8 protein-coding genes are annotated in these 20,319 nt (G+C 33.3%); 7 read left to right on the plus strand and 1 reads right to left on the minus strand.

All coding sequences use genetic code 11. The features are described from left to right. The first annotated feature begins 120 nt into the window (after positions 1–120). Entirely contained in the window at positions 121–1,038 is a 918-nt protein-coding gene (locus BAQ48_RS17085) for a DMT family transporter (RefSeq protein WP_071712046.1), read from the plus strand. Between the two features lie 391 nt (positions 1,039–1,429). Here the strand turns inward: BAQ48_RS17085 and secY are convergent, their stop codons facing one another. Further along, positions 1,430–2,737, minus strand: coding sequence for a preprotein translocase subunit SecY (secY, locus tag BAQ48_RS17090; protein ID WP_071712048.1), 1,308 nt, complete (start codon positions 2,735–2,737; stop codon positions 1,430–1,432). A 534-nt stretch (positions 2,738–3,271) separates the two neighbouring features. Between secY and BAQ48_RS17095 the strand changes: the two genes are divergently transcribed. The 6 genes from BAQ48_RS17095 to BAQ48_RS17120 all read left to right on the plus strand — a co-directional run bounded on the left by BAQ48_RS17095 (position 3,272) and on the right by BAQ48_RS17120 (position 20,285). Further along, positions 3,272–3,787, plus strand: a complete 516-nt coding sequence (locus tag BAQ48_RS17095; protein WP_001020419.1) for a DinB family protein — start codon at positions 3,272–3,274, stop codon at positions 3,785–3,787. A 583-nt stretch (positions 3,788–4,370) separates the two neighbouring features. Further along, positions 4,371–6,329 carry a bifunctional metallophosphatase/5'-nucleotidase gene (locus tag BAQ48_RS17100; RefSeq protein ID WP_071712148.1) on the plus strand — a complete coding sequence of 653 codons (1,959 nt, stop codon included), beginning with the start codon at positions 4,371–4,373 and terminating at the stop codon, positions 6,327–6,329. A 334-nt stretch (positions 6,330–6,663) separates the two neighbouring features. Beyond that, positions 6,664–8,367 (plus strand): M4 family metallopeptidase, encoded by a 1,704-nt coding sequence (locus BAQ48_RS17105; protein WP_002018517.1) that lies wholly within the window; start codon positions 6,664–6,666, stop codon positions 8,365–8,367. 484 nt (positions 8,368–8,851) lie between these two features. After that, complete coding sequence (gene pulA / locus BAQ48_RS17110; protein ID WP_071712050.1) at positions 8,852–11,410, plus strand: type I pullulanase; 2,559 nt, start codon at positions 8,852–8,854, stop codon at positions 11,408–11,410. Positions 11,411–12,264: 854 nt separating this feature from the next. Then, the gene (locus BAQ48_RS17115) at positions 12,265–13,242 is read left to right on the plus strand and encodes a SagB/ThcOx family dehydrogenase (protein ID WP_071712052.1); all 978 of its coding nucleotides are present in this window, start codon (positions 12,265–12,267) and stop codon (positions 13,240–13,242) included. A 32-nt stretch (positions 13,243–13,274) separates the two neighbouring features. Further along, positions 13,275–20,285 (plus strand): non-ribosomal peptide synthetase, encoded by a 7,011-nt coding sequence (locus tag BAQ48_RS17120; RefSeq protein ID WP_071712054.1) that lies wholly within the window; start codon positions 13,275–13,277, stop codon positions 20,283–20,285. The last annotated feature ends 34 nt before the right edge of the window (positions 20,286–20,319 follow it).

Raw genomic sequence — 20,319 nt, forward strand, 5'->3', positions numbered from 1 at the left:
ATTAAAGCGAAAAATATATAGGGAATCAACTACAACTTGAAGTAACTGTTATATGCACTGATACACTGTTATACACCATACCCTCTATACTCATTTTAAGAGTAAAAAGGGGGAAGTAAAATGGTCATTTTCAATTATATTTTAGTATGTATCATCTTCGGGACAACATTTTTAACGATAAAGGTTGGAATTGAAGCAGGAGCACCACCATTGTTTGCAGCAGGAATTCGTTTCTTTTTAGCAGGCGTCATCCTTATGATTATATTTAAGCTAAAGCGAAAAGAGATTACACCACATGTATTTTCAAAACGTATTATGTATGCTGGATTTTGTTTAACGTTCATGACATTTGCAACTTTGTACTGGGCTGAACAATATATTTCTTCGGGATTAGCTGCTGTTCTTTCTGCTACAGGTCCAATGATGATTTTGTTATTACAAGCTAAGAGAAATAAAACAAAATTACAAAAGGAACAACTCGTTGCTTTAGTTATCGCACTAATTGGTGTTATCTTTGTTTCTTTACAAGGAATGCATCAAGAAGTAAGTTTCATATGGGGTATTGCTTGTATTGTTTTAGTAATAGGAGAGTTATTTTACGGAATAGGCTCTATTCACTCAAAAAAAATACTCTCGGATTTATCAAATGTCTCACCATTTCTCATTAATGGTATTCAAATGTTTTATGGAGGGGGTTTATTACTAATCGTATCTGTCATAGTGGAACAGCCAAATGTAGCTATATTAACATCATGGAGTGTACAATGGCCTATTTTGTATCTCGTATTTATCGGGTCAATCGGTGGGCATGGTTTATATTATTGGCTTTTATCAAAAACAAATCCAGTGTTTCCATCAACGTGGTTATATGTTTCACCGTTAATTGCAATAATTGTGGGATATATCATTTTAGGAGAACCTTTGAATCCTACTATGGGAATAGGTGCTTGTTTCATATTGATTGGTGTATTTTTAGCTAATCGTTCCACACTCCGAACTTATTTCAAACAAGGAAGATTATTTGAGAAGGAAATGTAGTTGGATAAAGCAACAGCCCTGTAATTTACAGGGCTGTCATGTTCATAAAGATTGAATTACTATTTGGGATAAGTAAAGAAAGTATTACGGCCTAAAATAGTAGAAAAATCATTTATGACATGGATTAGAAATACAAAAGTTAGTTTAGAAGGGAATATAATTTCAAGTACCGTACTGAAATTATTGAGAAAAAGTGCAACATTAGGTTTTATATACAATTAAAAACCATTGCTACATCGCATGCTTATAACGTGCAAAATAATTGATTTTCTTCTGTACAGAAGGAATTCAAAACAATTTATTAGGAAATGTGAATTGATATATTAGTGGGGAAATTAGAGGCATTAGAATCAAAAACACAGTTGGAAAAATAACCAACTGTGTTTTTTACTTAATTCGCTTTTTTTATAAACCCTTTATAATGACGTTTCACAAGTTGAGTTTCTAACGTTTTCATCGTTTCTAACGCTACACCAACGATGATCAGTAAGCTTGTACCACCAATTTGTGCAGAAGGTGGTAACGTAGCAATTTTTGTGAATAGGAGCGGTAATATTGAAATTGCACCTAAGAAAATTGCACCGATAAATGTTAGTCGGTATAAAATTTTAGTTACATATTGTTCTGTTGTTTTACCTGGACGAATACCTGGAACATATCCGTTTTGCTTTTTCAAATTCTCAGCCATTTGTTCAGGGTTTACTTGAACAAATGCATAGAAGTAAGTGAAAGCAACGATAAGACCAACATAAAGGATCATTCCGATTGGATGTGCGAAATCAAGATTCGTAATTAACCATTTTGATACGCTTGAATCAGGGAATAGCTGCGCAATTGTACGCGGCGTCATTAAAAATGCGGAAGCAAAGATAACTGGAATTACACCAGCACTATTTACTTTAAGAGGTAAATGAGTGTTTTTTGCTCCTTGATATGGATTATTGTTTCCTGAAACTGCTTTTGCATATTGAATTGGTATTTTACGCACAGCTTGTTGGATGTAAATAACGCCAACAACTATTGCTAAAATAACGAGACCAATTAAAACCATTTTTACAATGTGCATAAATAACTGATCGCCTGCGTTTTGGAATTGTTGTAAATAAATTTGATTTGCAACATTTGGAATCGCTGCAACAAGTCCGGCGAAGATAATCATAGAGATACCATTACCAACACCTTTAGCAGTAATTTGTTCACCTAACCAAAGTAAAAATGCAGTACCGGCAGTTAAAACTGTCGCAATAAATAAGTATGTAGTCCAGCTTTGATCTGTAATTAATTGTCCACCTGCTATATTATTAAAACCATAAGACATCCCAATGGATTGTATGAATGCGAGAATGATTGTAAAGTATCGAGTAAATTGAGCTGATTTCTTACGGCCCATTTCCCCTTGCTTTGCCCATTCTGAAAATTTAGGTATAACGTCCATTTGTAGTAACTGTACTATGATGGAAGCTGTAATATATGGTGTAATACCTACAGCAAAGATTGAGAAGTGTTGCAGTGCTCCTCCGCCAAATACGTTTAGCATACCTAAAACGTTAGCTTGATCTTGTACTTTTAATACCTCTGCGTTAGTATGAGGAACTGGAATAAACGTGCCAATTCGAAATACAATTAGCATCGCTAGTGTAAAAAGAATTTTGTTTCTTATCTCAGCTACTCTCATGAAATTTGAAATCGTACGAAACATTATGTCGCCTCCTATATTTTTATCAGTTCAAAACTGATTATTATACCCTAATGAAGTAACCACAAACCTCCTTCCGCATTAAATTCATTTGACAAATGGATTTCATACATTTTGTAGTTTTCATGGATATAAAAATATAAGGTGTTTTTTAGCGACCTATAAGCTTTTCGTAATCATTCAATACACATAATATATCGAATAAATTAACAAATGTACATACATACGCATGAAAAATGAGTGAATAGAGGCATTTTTTACACTTATTTAATGCTAGATTGATAATTAGGAACGTTTTATGTAGTTGTATTGAAAGGATTGCGTGGAAAGTATTATGGTGTAGCTGTAGCACATGATAACCTCAAGGAAATCTTCAAGGATGTTGAGAAAACTCATATATTTAGTCGTGAATTAGAGAAACTATTAAAGCAAGAAAAGATTTGATTGAAATAGTAGTGAAGGAAAATCTTTTTTCTATAGAGAATATTTCTAACGCAGGAATCTAAGTATATAGGTTCTAATGAAAGGAGAATTCACATGAATATATTTGTAAAGGACAAGTTTTATGAAACGAGAAATCAATTATTTGAGGAAATTACTTTGTTAAGTGATGCTCAATTTAATAGAAAACCAGATAAGGATAAATGGAGTATAGCACAAGTTTGTCATCACTTAGTTTTATTAGATGATAGAGTTATAACGGTTATTTCGTCAGGATTAAAAAAGATGGATAGTTTCCAAAATGAGCGTAAAGAAATTCATACTATTGTATTAGATAGATCGATAAAATTTATAGCACCAGAAATGATTGAACCAAGTATAGAATCATTTGAAGTGCTGCAAATGGTTGATTTGTTAAACGACTCTAGAAAAGAATTGATGCGTTTTCTGAGTACAATAGAAGATGAATCTAAATTGGCAAAAAAATCAGTGATGCATCCAGCTCTTGGAGAATTACTTCTTGATCAGTGGATAGAATTAATCTATTTGCATGAACAGCGTCATATAGAACAAATCAAAGAGGTCAAATTGCTTTGTGAAGTTGAAAAGTAAAAATTATTATCTATTTATTGAGCGATTTAGGATAGCATCAAGGGTTCGAGTGATAAAATACAAGTCTTGATTAAAATTATGATGAATTTAGTTGAAAGTAGCCAATAAGCAGAAGAAAATACGAAACTAGCAGATCTTACTCTTGAATAGGAAACGAACATTCAAAAAAACTGAATCCGAATTACTGTATAAGTGTAACCCCGTCTTAAATGAAGAACGGGGTTATTATTTTTGGAAGTGATCTCAGCATTTTCATTTAGAAGGAAATAAATTAGCAATGAAATCCGAAAATGTAACCAGCATTACACACTATATCTTTAAGTTATAATGATTTCCGGAGATGAGTTTTATGTCCATAATTTTGACAGTACATATACATCTACCGTTGGTTTAGCGCTCTTCACACGTTAGAGGAAGAAGTAAATACTATTCTGCTAGGGGGGATATGCATTTTATTCTCTATATTTTCACAGCAGAACCACCTTCAAAATTATCTTTTGTAGTTGAAGTTTCCCGAATAATAAGTTACATTTTTAAAGTTCAAACAACTTTACGAAAGTACAAAAAGGGGAGGAATATTATTGTGCAAAGAATGAAATGGAAGAACTATGTATGTTACTTTGTAATTCTATTACTGCTCGGAACAGCAGTAATAGTCAAACCACCTATCTCTAAGGCTGAGGAATCTGAAGTTAATATTACATTGTTAGGTACTGCAGATATTCATGGTAGATTTATGCCGTGGGATTATGCACTTGATGGAGCAAATATGAGTGGAAGTTTGACGCAGCTTTATACGGTTATAAAGAAGGTCCGTCAAGAAAATCCAAATACCATATTAGTAGATGCTGGGGATACAATTCAAGGAAACTCAGTAGAATTATTCAACGATAAGCCACAATCGCCAATGATGGTAGCGATGAATACAATGGGATATGACGCCTGGGCATTTGGAAATCATGAATTCAACTTTGGATTAGATACATTGAAAAAAGTTAGTGAGCAATATAAGGGAAAAACGTTAGCAGGTAATATTTATAAGGAAAATGGAGAGCGCTTTCTTCCTGCATATACAATTGTAGAAAAAGGTGGAATTAAAGTTGGGATTATCGGTATGAATACACCAATGATTAGTGATTTTGAAAAAGGGACAGATCACTTAGATGGTTTAGTGGTGAAAAATCCGGTAGAAGAGACGAAAAAGGCAATTAAGGAATTAGAAGGTAAAGTAGATGTAATGGTAGGAGTTATGCATATGGGATTAGAAAATGAGAATGGTATCCCTGGTACTGGTGTTCAAGATATTGCAAATGCTTGTCCGGAACTAAGTGCTATTTTTGCGGCTCACATGCATAAACTTGTAAAAAAAGAAGTTGTAAATGGCGTAATTATTACAGAACCAGATAAATATGGAACACATATTTCACGTATTGACCTTACTTTTACAAAGCAAGATGGGAAGTTGGTTTTAAAAGATAAAACTGCTACCGCTATACCTGTAAAAAATGCTGATGGAACAACGATATTATCTGATCCTACACTTGAAGAAACACTAACACCTTTTCACGAATATGCGAGAGGAGATGCAAATGTTGTAGTCGCTCAATTAAAGGGTAGAAATCTTGTTCCTGAAAATGAAATAAAGGGTATTCCAAGTGTTCAGATTCAAGAAACACCTTTATCAGATTTCTTTCATGAAGTCATGCTCTACTACAGTAAAGCAGATGTAGTAGCCCATCAAATTGATAATGATTATGCCCGTTTGGATACAGGTCCTATTAAGAAAAAAGATATTGCGTATAATTACCAATATGCCTTGGGAGAAATTACAGTATATAAGATTTCTGGAAAAGATTTAAAAGACTATATGGAATGGGCAGCAGGATATTTTAACTCATCTCGTGCCGGAGATGTAACCGTTAGTTTTGATAAAACCCGCCGTGCGTCTAAATATAGTACGAACGATTTCTTTGGAGGCGTAAAATATGAAATTGACTTAACAAAACCATATGGAAGCAGAATTACAAATTTACGCTCTATTCGTACAAACAAACCAATCAAAATGAGCGATGTTATGACGCTGGGAATGAATGCATATAGAATGGAGGCTCTTCAGGCAAAAGGGGGAGCTTTAGAGGGGCGTAAGTTTGAACAAATTTGGTCATCTAAACAAGAGAATGCATTCGGAGAAACAGGTGGAACCATTCGTAACCTTGCTATTACATATTTAAAAGAGGTAAAGAACGGTGTATACACGCCAAAAGTTATGCGTAATTGGAAAATTACTGGTGTAGATTTACATTCTTCAGAGCATAAGGCTGTAGTTGATCTTGTGAATAAAGGGATTTTAGAAATTCCAAAAACAGAAGACGAAAAATACACAAATATAGCATCTATAAATACTAAAGATTCAATTACAAAAGAAGAGATTGTAGCACTCTCACAAAAAGTAAATATTAATCCAAATCAGTTTAAGCATATAAAAACGAAAGGTGAATTTTACAAAAAACTTAGTAGGATTACTAAAAAATATAAATTATAAGGTTTCTTATAGTAATTGTTATTTTAATAACATTAAACCCACTCTTAAAATAGTAAAGAGTGGGTTTTTATGTTGTTATTTAGATGTAAGTGTACTTTTATTAGAATGAGTATAGATAATTAATAATTAACCAATTGGATGAGCGTCTAAAAGGACTCTTTTTTTATTCAAATTAATGTACATATGTGTTCCGTTCATTATTTATAATATTGACCACAATTTATGTAATTTTGCATAATGTTACGTAAATTGTGTATTTTCTCTTTTTTCCGACAGTAATAGACAGTATACTTTGTACAAGCTTTCTATTTCAAAAATTATACGAGGTGAAATAATGAAAAACAAAAAGACATTAACTAAGGTAGCATTAACAACAGGATTAGCTTTAACAGCTGTGGCACCATATGGGGTAGGTCATGCAGAGGAAACAGATCAGCTACAAGTTCAAATTCAGGAGGAATCGTTCCGTTCGGGTGAACTTACACAACCGTCACAAAAGGCACCAGAAAATGTAGTAAAGGATGCACTTAAGGAGAAAACAGAGCAAGCTCTATCCCAAAAACAAGTCAATGGAGAAGCAGGAGTAGATTATAAAGTCCTTCAAAAACGTGGTTCGTATGATGGAACTACACTTGTACGTATGCAGCAAACATACGAAGGAAAAGAAGTATATGGCCATCAATTAACTGCACATGTAGATAATAATGGTGTTATTAAAAGTGTTTCAGGTGATAGCGCGCAAAATTTAAAACAAGAAGAATTGAAAAAACCTATTAATCTATCAAAAGATGAAGCAAGACAATTTATTTATACGAAGTACGGGAACGATATCAAGTTTATTACTGAGCCAGAAGTTAAAGAGGTTATTTTTGTTGATGAAAATAATGGACAAGCTAAAAATGCATACCAAGTTACCTTTGAAGCTGCAACACCAAACTATGTTTCTGGTACTTATTTAGTAAATGCACAAAATGGTGATATGTTAAAAAATATGGTACAAGAATCTAACTTAAAGGCCAGTGACAAACTAGTTGGAGCTTTAAAGAAAAGTAAACAAAGCAGTCTTACATCATTAACCGGAACAGGAAAAGATGATTTAGGTATTTCTCGTTCATTTGGTATCTCTAAACAAAGTAATGGCAAATATGCTCTTGCTGATTATACAAGAGGGCAAGGAATTGAAACATATGATGTGAATTACAGAGATATTACTAAAGAAGAAAGCTATTATCCTGGTACATTAGCGACTAGTACTTCGGCAACATTTAACGATCCAAAAGCGGTAAGTGCTCATTACTTAGCAACAAAAGTATTTGATTTTTATAAAGATAAATACAAGCGTAATAGCTTTGATAATAAGGGACAAAAGGTAGTTTCAGTTGTACACGCTTGGGATTCTGAAGAGACGAATGATCCGAAGAATTGGCAGAATGCATTAAGTGCTAATAATGGAAGTATGCTTGTATATGGTGATCCTATTGTTAAAGCATATGACGTAGCTGGACATGAATTTACACATGCTGTTACTTCTAGCGAATCTAATCTTGAATATTACGGGGAATCTGGTGCGATTAATGAGGCACTATCTGATATTATGGGAACATCTATTGAGAAATACGTAAATAATGGAAACTTTAACTGGACAATGGGAGAACAAACAGGATCTGTTTTCCGTGATATGGAAAACCCAGCTTCTGTTCCATCTTCACTAGGAGTACCTTATCCAGATGATTACAGTGAATTTAACGATTTTAATGGATGGGATCAAGGCGGTGTTCATTTTAATTCAAGTATTATTAATAAAGTTGCGTATCTCATTGCAAAAGGCGGTACTCATAACGGAGTAACTGTTAAAGGAATTGGTGAAGATAAAATGTTTGATATTTTCTATTATGCAAATACTGATGAGTTAAACATGACTTCTAATTTCAAAGAATTGAGATCAGCATGTATTCGAGTGGCAACTAATAAATATGGTGCGAATACAGCTGAAGTTCAAGCAGTTCAAAAGGCATTTGATGCAGCAAAAATTAAGTAATTTAGAAATATAGTTATCATTCATATATTAATACATTATGAAAAACAGCTAATATCATTTTAAGGATATTAGCTGTTTTTTTACGTAGCTATGTATTGTTGAAAATAAACTGACTAAGCAATAATTAGGTGCGTTATCTGTAAGAAGTTGCGACAAATAAATAAGGTTTAAAGTATATAAAAACAGAAAATTAATAATATATTGACCTCTTGATAGAAAGTCTATAAAATGAAAGCGATAACAAACGATTGCTTTAAAATGATTTCCCTGACCTTTTAGCATTTACAAATATATGAGGGCATACACAAATCTATTTTTTTAAATATTAATGCAAACGTTTTCGTATTAAAAGGTCATTGAAATACATACGTGAAAATAGCCAATATGGAGGTGAATTAAAAAAGATTTCTAGATTAATTTAAGTAGTGTTATTCAGTGTAAGCATAATAAATCGCTAGTAATATTTGAAGAAAGGGTGTATGTGGTGCAAATTACAAAAAGATTAATTAACAAATCAGTTTTATTACTTACTATAATCGTTATGTTATCATCTGTTTTCTCCTTTCAAAGTGTAAAGGCAGTTTCAAATTCGAAAACAACTGAAGTTATCATTCATTACAAAGAGCAGTCTGGAAATACAAAAGACTGGAACCTTTGGGTTTGGGGAGAAAACGCAAATGGTAAATCATATGAATTTACTGGTGAAGATGAATTTGGAAAGTACGCTAAGATGAATATAGATGGTGACTATAATCGTGTAGGATTTATTATTCGTACAAATGAGTGGGAAAAAGATGGTGGCGATCGTTGGATTGAAAATATAAAGGACGGTCGTGCTGAAGTATGGATTCTTTCGGGTGATGAAAAAGTATATAACTCTAAGCCTTCTTCGGATCTATCAATTCAAAAAGCAACTATTGATAGTTTCAATGAAATTACTGTAACGACTAATGTCCCGTTTAATATTAAGGAACGGAAAATTGAAATTGAAGGCATTAAAATTAAGAATATTAGTCCTTATGATATAAACAGTGGAAATATTACTAATAAGGTGAAAGTAATTACGGAGCAGAAAATTGATTTAAAACAGACATACAAAGTTAAAATTGAAAACTTAGCAACTACGAATACTGAAATCGGTAAAGTCATTCGTAGTGAGGAGTTTGATAATTTATTTTATTATGGTGGTAACGATTTAGGTAATGTATATACACCACAATATACAAAGTTCCGTGTATGGGCTCCTACTGCAAGTGAAGCAAAGTTAGTTACATATAAAAAATGGAACGATAAAATAGGTACTGAAATAAACATGCAACAAGGTGAAAAGGGCACTTGGAAAGCAGAGCTTAAAGGGAACCAAAAAGATCTCTTTTATACGTATAAGGTGAAAATTGGTGATAAGTGGACTGAAGCCGTTGATCCGTATGTGCGTGCTGCTTCTGTAAATGGAGATAAAGGTGCGGTTGTTGATTTGGAAGAAACAAATCCGAAAAAATGGAAAGCAAACAAAAAGCCAAAATTTAAAAATCCGGAAGATGCTATTATTTACGAATTGCATGTACGTGATCTTTCTATTCAGCCCGAAAGTGGCATTAAACAGAAAGGGAAATATTTAGGTGTAGCAGAAAAAGGAACAAGAGGGCCTGAAGGTTTGAAAACGGGACTTGATCATATGAAAGATCTTGGTGTTACACACGTTCAGCTTTTACCGATATTTGATTATGCTTCAGTAAATGAAGAGAATTTAAACGAACCACAATATAACTGGGGATATGACCCGGAAAATTTCAATGTTCCAGAGGGATCCTATTCTACAAATCCATATGAGCCAACTGTTCGAATAACTGAATTAAAGCAAATGATTCAAACACTGCATGAAAATAATCTTCGTGTTGTTATGGATGTAGTTTATAACCATATGTATAGTGCTACTGAATCTAATTTTCATAAGTTAGTTCCAGGTTATTATTATCGTTACAATGAAGACGGAACATTTGCAAATGGAACCGGTGTAGGAAATGATACTGCTTCAGAACGAAAAATGATGAGGAAATTTATGGTCGATTCTGTAGCATATTGGGCAAAAGAATACAATTTAGACGGATTCCGTTTTGATTTAATGGGTATTCATGATTATGAAACGATGAATGAAATACGTAAAGCTGTTAATCGAATTGATCCTTCTATTATACTGCATGGAGAAGGCTGGGATTTAAATACACCTCTTGCAGCTGATTTGAAAGCAAATCAAAAAAATGCAGAGAAAATGAAAGGGATTGCACATTTTAACGATAATATACGTGATGGATTGAAAGGTAGCGTATTTGAGGAAAAAGAAAATGGATTTGTAAATGGAAAGGAAAATATGGAAGACCGTATTAGAAAAGGTATTATGGCAGGCATTGACTACGATACAAATTCGTCGACTTATCAAGACCCGGAGCAGGTGCTAACTTATGTGGAAGCGCATGATAATCATACATTATGGGATAAACTTGAGTTGACTAATCCAGGTGACAGTGAAGAAGTGCGAAAACAAATGCACAAATTGTCTTCTTCGATTTTATTAACATCACAAGGCATTCCATTCTTACATGCAGGACAAGAGTTTATGCGTACGAAATATGGTGATCATAACAGTTACAAATCTCCAGATTCAATTAACCAGATGGACTGGTTGCGCCGTGCATCGTTTAATAATGAAGTAGATTATATGAAGGGCTTAATAGAATTACGCAAAAAGTACTCAGCTTTTCGAATGACATCTGTAGAGCAAATAAAAACACATGTATCATTTATTGATGCCCCGAAAAACACTGTAGCTTATACAATAGAGGGGAATAAAAATGAATACTTTACGGTGGCTCACAATGCAAATAGGGAAGCGGTTGAAATAACACTTCCATCGAAAGGTCCTTGGAAAGTACTAGTAGACGGGAAGCAGGCGGGAAGTAAACCACTTTATGTTGTCCATGACAATAAAATTAAAGTTCCTGCATTAAGTTCATTAGTTTTAAAATCAGAAAAACCGATTAAATAAAAGCGAAGAATATGGAAATAAATACTGAATTGAGCAAATTTAATAAGGATTGCAAATGAAAAAAGTGAAGTAAAGGTTATTCTCGCTCTACTTTTAAAGATAATGTAATATAATTTCACATACTGCAATTATATTACAATTCAATAAAAAATAAGCAATAGGTTATCGCTATTATAACAGTAGGAGGAGAAGATATCTTTGCATTTATTGATAAAATCATCTGAAATCCATTCGTAATTTATATAATTTTTATTATATATTTGAACATATAACGAGCTAGATGTTCAAGTTGTATTAATTCCTACAAATCGTTTAAAAATAACAAAGGCATAAAAAGTATATGGAATCAAAATAGAGAAAAGACACCCTTCAAGGTGTCTTTTCTCTATTTTGAATATGATATGTAATTAACTCACTTGTATGTAATAGTATGTTATATTTTTACACTAAATTCTTAAGAGAAATTTAAAACTCTTTTCTTAATCTATTTGTAATAAATCGCATCATAAAATTTTATTACTATAATAAGTAAAACTTTCTCAATATTATTTGATTTAATAACTATATTCAACTGCTCTCCAATCCATTACAATAATTTCACATTGGAAATAAATGAATATTACCAATGTTTTAAATGGTTTATACCTTATAGGAATACTGTGGGAAAGGATGTGAAATGTCTAATAAAAAATCATTTTTTATGATGAAATAAAAAAATTAATGAGAAAAATGTTATTTCATTATCCCAAAATTCCCTTGAAGTACATGTTATAACCACCATGAGAGAAATGATGATTTTTTGTAGTTTGGAAAAGCGTATTGTAAAAATAAGTTAAACATTTATGGAGGAGTATATGAGCGAGCAAATTTATTATTGGTCTCCTATTAAGCATTGGAAGACGCTGCATAATGAAGTTTTGATAGGGGAAATGAGATTCACAGGTATTCTGTCTGAGTGGTTTCCTGATTTTTATTTTATGGCTCAAAAAGGTGTGAAAATTAGTGAACTAATAGAGCGCTTTTCGTTAGGAAATGTAGAAGAGACACAAAAAACCATAGAGCTTATGATAAAAAATCGTGTGTTAGTAAGTAACATATTACACCCAAGAGAAGTATTTTCTTCACAAGAAAAAATTTTTCCAAATCCATATAGCGACCAAATTCGCTTTTCTAAAGAAGAGTTAGATAAGTATATTAGTGAACAATTAAATCGCACGCACGTTACTGCACGGTCAACCGAAATTCAACTTGAAACAACAGATGAGCTACCCACTATAATCAAGAAACGTAGGTCTTGTCGTCAATTTGATATGGAAAAACATATTAGTTTTTCGGAATTTTCCCAATTCACATCAACTCTAAAACAGGTTAGGGAAAAAAAAATATACTATCATTACGCAAGTGCAGGCGGGCTCTATCCCATTGATATCTTTGTTTATGTAAAACCAAAACGTATAGAGGGTATGAAAGCTGGGTTTTATTATTATAACCCATCAAAAAATAGTCTTGTGATTGTAAACAACATTGATCAAGTAATCAAAAGTGATCATGAGTTAATTAATCAGGATTTATTTACTCAATCTGCCTTCTCAGTTTATTTGGTTTATAATGCGAACGCTTCCATCCCGAAATACGGTTCAGATGGATATTTATTTGCTTGTATTGAGTCAGGCATTATCACTGCTACCTTAAATATGGTTGCTGAGACATTAAATTTAGGGGTTTGTTCAGTTGGTCATATGAAATTTGAAGAGATTCAGCAATTTTTATGTTTGGATAACCATCAAGTGTTTCTTCATGGGCTTGAAGTTGGTTTGAAAATTAACGAGTAGAAGAAATGAATATTAGGGGGATAAAGATAAAAATGCACATTAAAGATCGAAGTTCGATTCATGAAAATAAAGAAGTAGAAGCGTTTTGGAAGGAGCAATTATCTTCCGAGGTTCTCGATTTTTCTGTATTTAATAGCGATTACCAACTAAATAAAGAAACACCTTGTGAGTACGTTCAAGTCATAGTGAATGTAGAGCTTAGTAAAAGTATACAAAAAGTAAGTAAGTCTCAAGATTTATTATTATTTAGCTGGTTTCAAGCCGCTTTAAGGGTTTGTTTGGCACATTATACAGATCAAGAAAGAATTACTATTGGTATTCCTATAATTGAAAAGAATCTTGAACAAAGTGAGAATCTTAATAAATTGATTCCTTTAGGAAGTGAAATCCATCCGCATCACACCTTTAAACAATTAGTAAATGAGATTGAACAAACGACTTTATTCGGGTATGAAAATCAGGAGTATCCGCTCTCTGAATTATTAGTTAAACACAATTTAACTCCTTTTCAAATTGTTATCGGGATGGAAGGATTACATAATGAAAATTCGCTAGAAGAATACGCAGAGAATAATTTAGCCCTATGGATACGGAGAAAATGGAATGAAATACATAATGAATTTGAAATTCAAATTTCTTGTAAGTCCCATTCATTCTCTTCTTTGCAACAGTTTGTAAATTCGTATTGTTATGTTTTAAAGCAAGTTTCACAAAACCCGAATTTGGCATTGAAAGATATTTGTATTATTGCAGAAGAAGAAAAAGAGTTGTTAGAAGGATTGAATACTTTTCAAACGGGCATAGACTTGTTTCAATCATTTCAAGATTTGTTTGAAGCGCAAGTATTAAAAACTCCAGATCAAATTGCTGTTGTTTGTAATGATCAATCTTTGACATATAGAGAATTGAATAAGAAAGCGAATCAATTGGCTTCTATTCTTCAAAGTAAAGGTGTTTCAAAAGAAAGTATTATTGGCGTTATGGTAGATCGGTCATTAGAAATGATTATTGGTATGATGGGGATTTTAAAAGCAGGAGCAGCGTATTTACCAATCGACCCTAACTACCCAACTGAACGAATTGAATATATGTTACAAGATAGTCAAGCAAAATGTTTACTTAGTAAGCGAACAGGGGAAGTATTGCCACAATTTACGGGTGAAGTACTGTATCTTGATAAAGAATATCTTTTCCAAGGTGAAGAAAGTAATTTATTACGAGAACATAATCCTAATGATTTGGCTTATGTTATTTACACATCAGGATCGACAGGAAATCCAAAAGGGGTAATGATAGAACAAAAATCTCTAGTTCATTTTTTAAATGTAATGAGAGAAAAAGTAAAGGATAATCAATCCTTCTTGTTTCTTGCTAGTGTATCTTTTGATATTTCCTTGTTAGAAATATGTCTTCCTTTAACGCAAGGTTCAAAAGTAATAATTGCTACAGAGGACCAGTTTGCAACAAAAGAATTGGCTCATTTGGTCAAAAAACATAAGGTGGATTTATGGGAATCAACGCCATCGCGAATGGAAGTGATTTTGAGTGATCCAGAAGGGGCAAATTTTCTAAAAGATTTAAAATCTATTTTATTAGCAGGAGAAGCATTTTCCATTGATTTGGTTGAAAAAATTCGTTGTATCAGTGAAGCGACAATTTTAAATATTTATGGTCCCACAGAAACAACCATTTGCGCAACAGTAAAAGACTTGAGCACTTCCAAAGAAGTTACGATTGGCAAACCTAATCCGAATTATCATTCCTATATATTGAATAAGTATGGCCAATTAAAACCATTTGGAATTCCCGGTGAACTCTGCATTGCTGGCGTAGCGGTAGCACGAGGGTATCTTGGTAAAAATAAACTGACAGATGAAAAGTTTGTACCGAGTCCTTTTACGGCAGGAGAAATGATGTATCATACAGGTGATCTCGTTCGTTGGTTGCCTAATGGAGAACTTGAATATTTAGGTCGAATGGATCATCAAGTAAAAATTCGGGGGTATCGGATTGAATTAAGAGAAATCGAAACTCAATTAAGGGAATACCCAGAAGTAAATCAAGCTATCGTTGTTGATCAAGTGTATGGAAATAGGAAATTATTAGCTGCTTACTATGTATCGGATAACAAGGTGTCTTTTGGTGAAATCAGAAAATATTTAAGTGATAAATTACCTGAGTTTATGATTCCTGAAAAAATGATTCAGGTAGAAGAGATTCCATTGAATCCAAATGGAAAAGTGGATAGAAAAAGGTTATTGGATATAACACAAACGAATTATGTATCAATTCCATACGTTGCCCCGCGCAATGAAATTGAACAAAAATTAGTGCGTGCATGGGAAAAAGTTATGGAGATTGAGGGAATCGGTATTCATGATAATTTTTTTGCATTAAAAGGAGAATCCATTAAAGCACTTCAGGTAATTAATTTATTAAGAAAAGACTGCTTAAAAATAAGTACAACAGATTTTTTTAAGCACCCTACAATCGCTCAACTGAGTTCTTGTGTAAAGTTAGAGCATAAAGAGGAAAATTTTGAAAGTAGACCAACTCATGTTAAAGATTTGTCTAAGCCATTTTCCTTAACAGAAGTTCAGACAGCGTATATGTTAGGACGGAATTCACAGTTTGAATTAAGTGGTATTTCACCTCAAACATATTTTGAATATGAAACAGTATTGGATATCAATCGTCTTTCAAAAAGTTTTCAAAAGGTAATTCATCGTCATCCAATGTTGCGAGCTGTAATTTTACCAGAGGGAAAACAGCAAATATTACAAAGCGTTCCTGATTACGAGATTGAAATAGTGAGTCTCATAGATTTAGATAATAGGAATCAAAATGCTCGCTTACAAGAAGAGCGTTCTCGAATGACTAACCATGTATTCCCTTTGGGGCAATGGCCATTGTTTGAATTAAAAGCCTTTCTTTTAAAAGAAGACACGTATTTATTATGTTTTCGATACGATGCTTTATTAATGGACGGAGCAAGCATGAACATTGTTGGACAGGATTTGTTGCATTATTATTATAAACCAAATCAAAAATTAGAATCTCTATCTTTTGATTTTCAAGATTACATGTTTATCTATGATGAAATGGAACAAAGCGAAGAATATAAAACAGCAAAAGATTATTGGACAAGTAAGCTTCCTGACTTTCCGTTTGCACCTTCTTTGCTGTTAAAAAAGGATCCAGCAGAAATTGCTACTCCTAAATTCCAATCACTTACTAAGATCCTGGACAATGAAAAATGGACAAAGCTACGAAAGTTAGCACAAGAGAAAGAGGTAACTCCTTCCGCTCTACTTTGTACAATATATAGTGATGTATTGGCATATTGGAGTAATCAACGTAAATTGGCAATTAATTTGACTGTATTTAACCGTTATCCTGTTCATGATGAAGTAGAGCAGATTGTGGGAGATTTCACATCGCTTATTTTGTTGGATGTTGATGTAAAACCAGAGCAAACTTTCTTTACTAGAGTAAAAGAAACGCAATCTACTTTATTAGATGGCCTTGAACATCGTCATTACGATGGAGTTAACTTTATTCGAGATTTTACTCGATATCACCAAATGACGCCAAAAGCAGTTATGCCAATCGTTTTCACCTCGATGTTAGCAGGTGCAGGTGCTTTCTCTTGGGAACAACTTGGTTCTCTTCGCTATATTCATGCTCGAACTCCACAAGTGTATTTGGATAATGTAGTAATTGAAAAAAATGGAGAGTTATTAATTAGCTGGAACTATGTTGAAGAGTTGTTTGATGTTGATGTGATAGAAGCAATGTTTTCCCAATTTGTTGACTTATTGGAACAATTGGTGAAACAAAGCGATGTAACATCTTTGCAGATGAAAGGATCGGATCAAACTTTAATTGAGCAATACAATGAAACAACAGAAAAAATACCTTCAACTACTCTGTATCAATTATTTACAGACCAAGTAAAACGTACACCAGATGAAGTAGCAGTGGTATTTGAACAAGAATGGTTAACATACTCGGAACTTCATAAACGCTCCAATCAAATTGCCCACTTCTTAAAAGAGCAAGGCATTGGTCTAGGTGACAAAGTGGGTCTGTTAGCAAAAAGGCGAGTTGACACAATTGTTAATATGCTAGGTATTTTAAAAGCAGGTGCCGCTTATGTTCCGATTGATCCCGATCATCCTTTAGATCGTCAAACATATATTTTAAAAAATAGCTCATGCAAACTTTTATTAGAACCTAGTCTTTATGAAGAAAATCATTTGTCATTTTATACAACAGAAGATATGCCCGCTATTGCTGGTCCAGAAGATATTGCCTATATTATATACACTTCAGGAAGTACAGGGAAACCAAAAGGAGTAATTATTACTCACCAAGCGGTTACAAATACTATTCAAGACATAAATCAAAAATATGAGGTAAATGAAGATGATCGTATTATTGGTATCTCTTCCATGTGTTTTGACCTATCTGTATACGATATTTTCGGAACTTTAAGCACAGGTGCAATGTTGGTAATGATCCGTGATCCAAGAAACATGCAAGAATTAATCCGTACCGTCGAGCGTAGAGGGATTACAATTTGGAATACAGTGCCTGCAATCATGGATTTGGCATTGGATCAAGTAGGTTCTCATTTTGAGCATTCTTCTTTGCGTTTAGTTTTACATAGTGGAGATTGGATTCCACTTTCTTTACCAGAAAAAATAAAACGACATTTTCCGATTGCAGAAGTAGTTTCACTAGGAGGAGCAACAGAAGCATCGATTTGGTCAATTTATTATCCGGTCAAACAGGTGGAATCACATTGGAATAGTATTCCATACGGGATGCCCTTGGCAAATCAAACGTATTATGTGTTGAACTATGAAAAGAAAATGTGCCCTGTTGGTGTAATTGGGGATTTATATATCGGGGGAGTGGGCCTTGCTAAAGGATATTTAAATGATGAAAAGAAAACAAATGAAGCGTTTGTGTCACATCCTGATTTTGGTCTTATATACAAAACAGGAGATTGTGGAAAAATGCATTCTGAGGGATATATTGAATTTTTAGGCCGCCAAGATTACCAAGTGAAAATTCAAGGATATCGAGTAGAGTTAGAAGAAATCTCTCATTGTCTTCTAACTTATAAACAAGTCGAACATGCTGTCGTAATTGATCAAACAGATGAGAACGGAATAAAATTTTTAGTTGCATATGTGGTAACTGAGCAAAATATTAGTACAACAGAACTACGAAAGCATTTGCGAGATCACTTGCCAGGTTACATGATTCCTTCTTATTTTGTTTATTTGGACCAATTACCCCTGACTCCAAACGGGAAATTAGATAGAAAAGCGCTCCCTACTCCAGAGAAACAAAAAAATGAAGTATTTATTGCTCCAAAAAATGAAATGGAAAAAATATTAACTAGTATTTGGAAAGAAGTACTCAAAATAGATCAAGTTGGAGTAAATGATCATTTCTTCGCCTTAGGTGGAGATTCGATAAAAGCGATTCAAGTGTCCGTCAGACTGTATAGACAAGGATTTGAGCTTGAACCAAAAAATCTATTTTCATTTCCTATATTAAGGGACATGGTTCAATTCGTTAAAAAGCTAGACCATTTTTCAAGTTCGCAAACAAATGATGTAAACATAATGAACGATAATAAAGCTACATTACTAAATGTTAAAGATAAACAACTTAATCAACATACACTTACCAAAATACAAGAAAAAATGCCGGATATAAAAATAGAACGTATTTACCCGTTAGCACCTTTCCAAGAAGTTATTTATGAACATGCTACGAATGAACCTGATACAAATGCATATTTTGAACAAACAATTTGGGCACTTGAAGGGGAGCTGGATATTAAACTCTTTATTCAGTGTTTCCAACAATTAGTTGATCGTCATGCTTCTTTAAGAACAATAATTGTACAAGATGAACAAGCACAACCTTGGCAAGCTGTTCTATATGATGTTCAAATAATTTCAGAGATAAAAAACTTGATTGAGATGACGAAACAAGAACAGCAAGAATTCCTAAAACAGTGGATGAATGAAAATTTAAGTCGAGGATTCAAAAATGATGAACTTATGACACGTCTCTGTATATTCCAACTAGGTAATAACGAGCATAAGATAGTTTGGAGTTCCCATCATCTATTATGTGATGGTTGGAGCGTCAGCATTTTGATAGACGAATTATTCCAGCTCTATGAAACAATAAATGCGGGCACTACGGCGGGGTTACCTATGGTAAAACCTTTTGAGACATTCATAGATTGGACTGTAGCACAAGATCATGAGAAAGCACGTCATTTTTGGCGGGATTATTTATCAGGATACAATCGAAAAATTAGTATTCCTAAAAAGAAAGTACCAACTCAAAGTGAAGAATTAAACTTCACATTTATGGACTTAACATTAGATAAGGATTTGACTAGTCAGTTACAGACGTTTGTAACTAAAAATAATATAACTATGAATACGGCATTACTAGCTGTATGGGGAATATTGCTTGGCAAATATAATGGAACGAGAGAAGTAGTATTACCTAATCTCGTATCAATTAGACCTCCTGAAGTAGAAGGAATTGAAAATATGTTCGGTCTGTTCACAAATGTTTTGCCTATCCGACTAGCATGGACAGAAACGCAATCTTTTGTGGACCTCCTGCAAAAAGCACAACTAGAAACATTGAAATGTAATGAGTATGCATACTATTCATTTGTTGATATACAAAAGCAAAGTGAATTAAAAGCTGAGTTGACTGACCATCTTTGGGTTTTTGAAAACTATCCAACTAATCCAGCAATCTTTTCTTCAAATGAAAACAGACATTTTGCCATCACAGATTACGAAGTTGTTGATGAGCCGCATGTAAAGTATGGAATTATGTGCTTCCCTGAAGAAAAACTTACAATAAAGTTTGGATATGATCAAACCGTATATGAAGCGGAGAAAATACAGGAAATATTAAATCACATCCATCGGTTAATCAACATGATTCTTCAAAATCCAATACAGGCAATCGGTGATTACAAATTATAAAAAGTGAAAAGGCGAGCAAGAACTCGCCTTTTTA

This window comes from Bacillus luti, from assembly GCF_001884105.1.
In the GTDB taxonomy this organism is placed as follows: Bacteria; Bacillota; Bacilli; order Bacillales; family Bacillaceae_G; genus Bacillus_A; species Bacillus_A luti.

Coding starts and splice junctions, on each gene's coding strand:
- BAQ48_RS17085 (WP_071712046.1), top strand. CDS start 121: ATGGTCATTTTCAATTATATTTTAGTATGTATCATCTTCGGGACAACA.
- BAQ48_RS17105 (WP_002018517.1), top strand. CDS start 6,664: ATGAAAAACAAAAAGACATTAACTAAGGTAGCATTAACAACAGGATTA.
- BAQ48_RS17095 (WP_001020419.1), top strand. CDS start 3,272: ATGAATATATTTGTAAAGGACAAGTTTTATGAAACGAGAAATCAATTA.
- BAQ48_RS17115 (WP_071712052.1), top strand. CDS start 12,265: ATGAGCGAGCAAATTTATTATTGGTCTCCTATTAAGCATTGGAAGACG.
- secY (WP_071712048.1), bottom strand. CDS start 2,737: ATGTTTCGTACGATTTCAAATTTCATGAGAGTAGCTGAGATAAGAAAC.
- BAQ48_RS17120 (WP_071712054.1), top strand. CDS start 13,275: ATGCACATTAAAGATCGAAGTTCGATTCATGAAAATAAAGAAGTAGAA.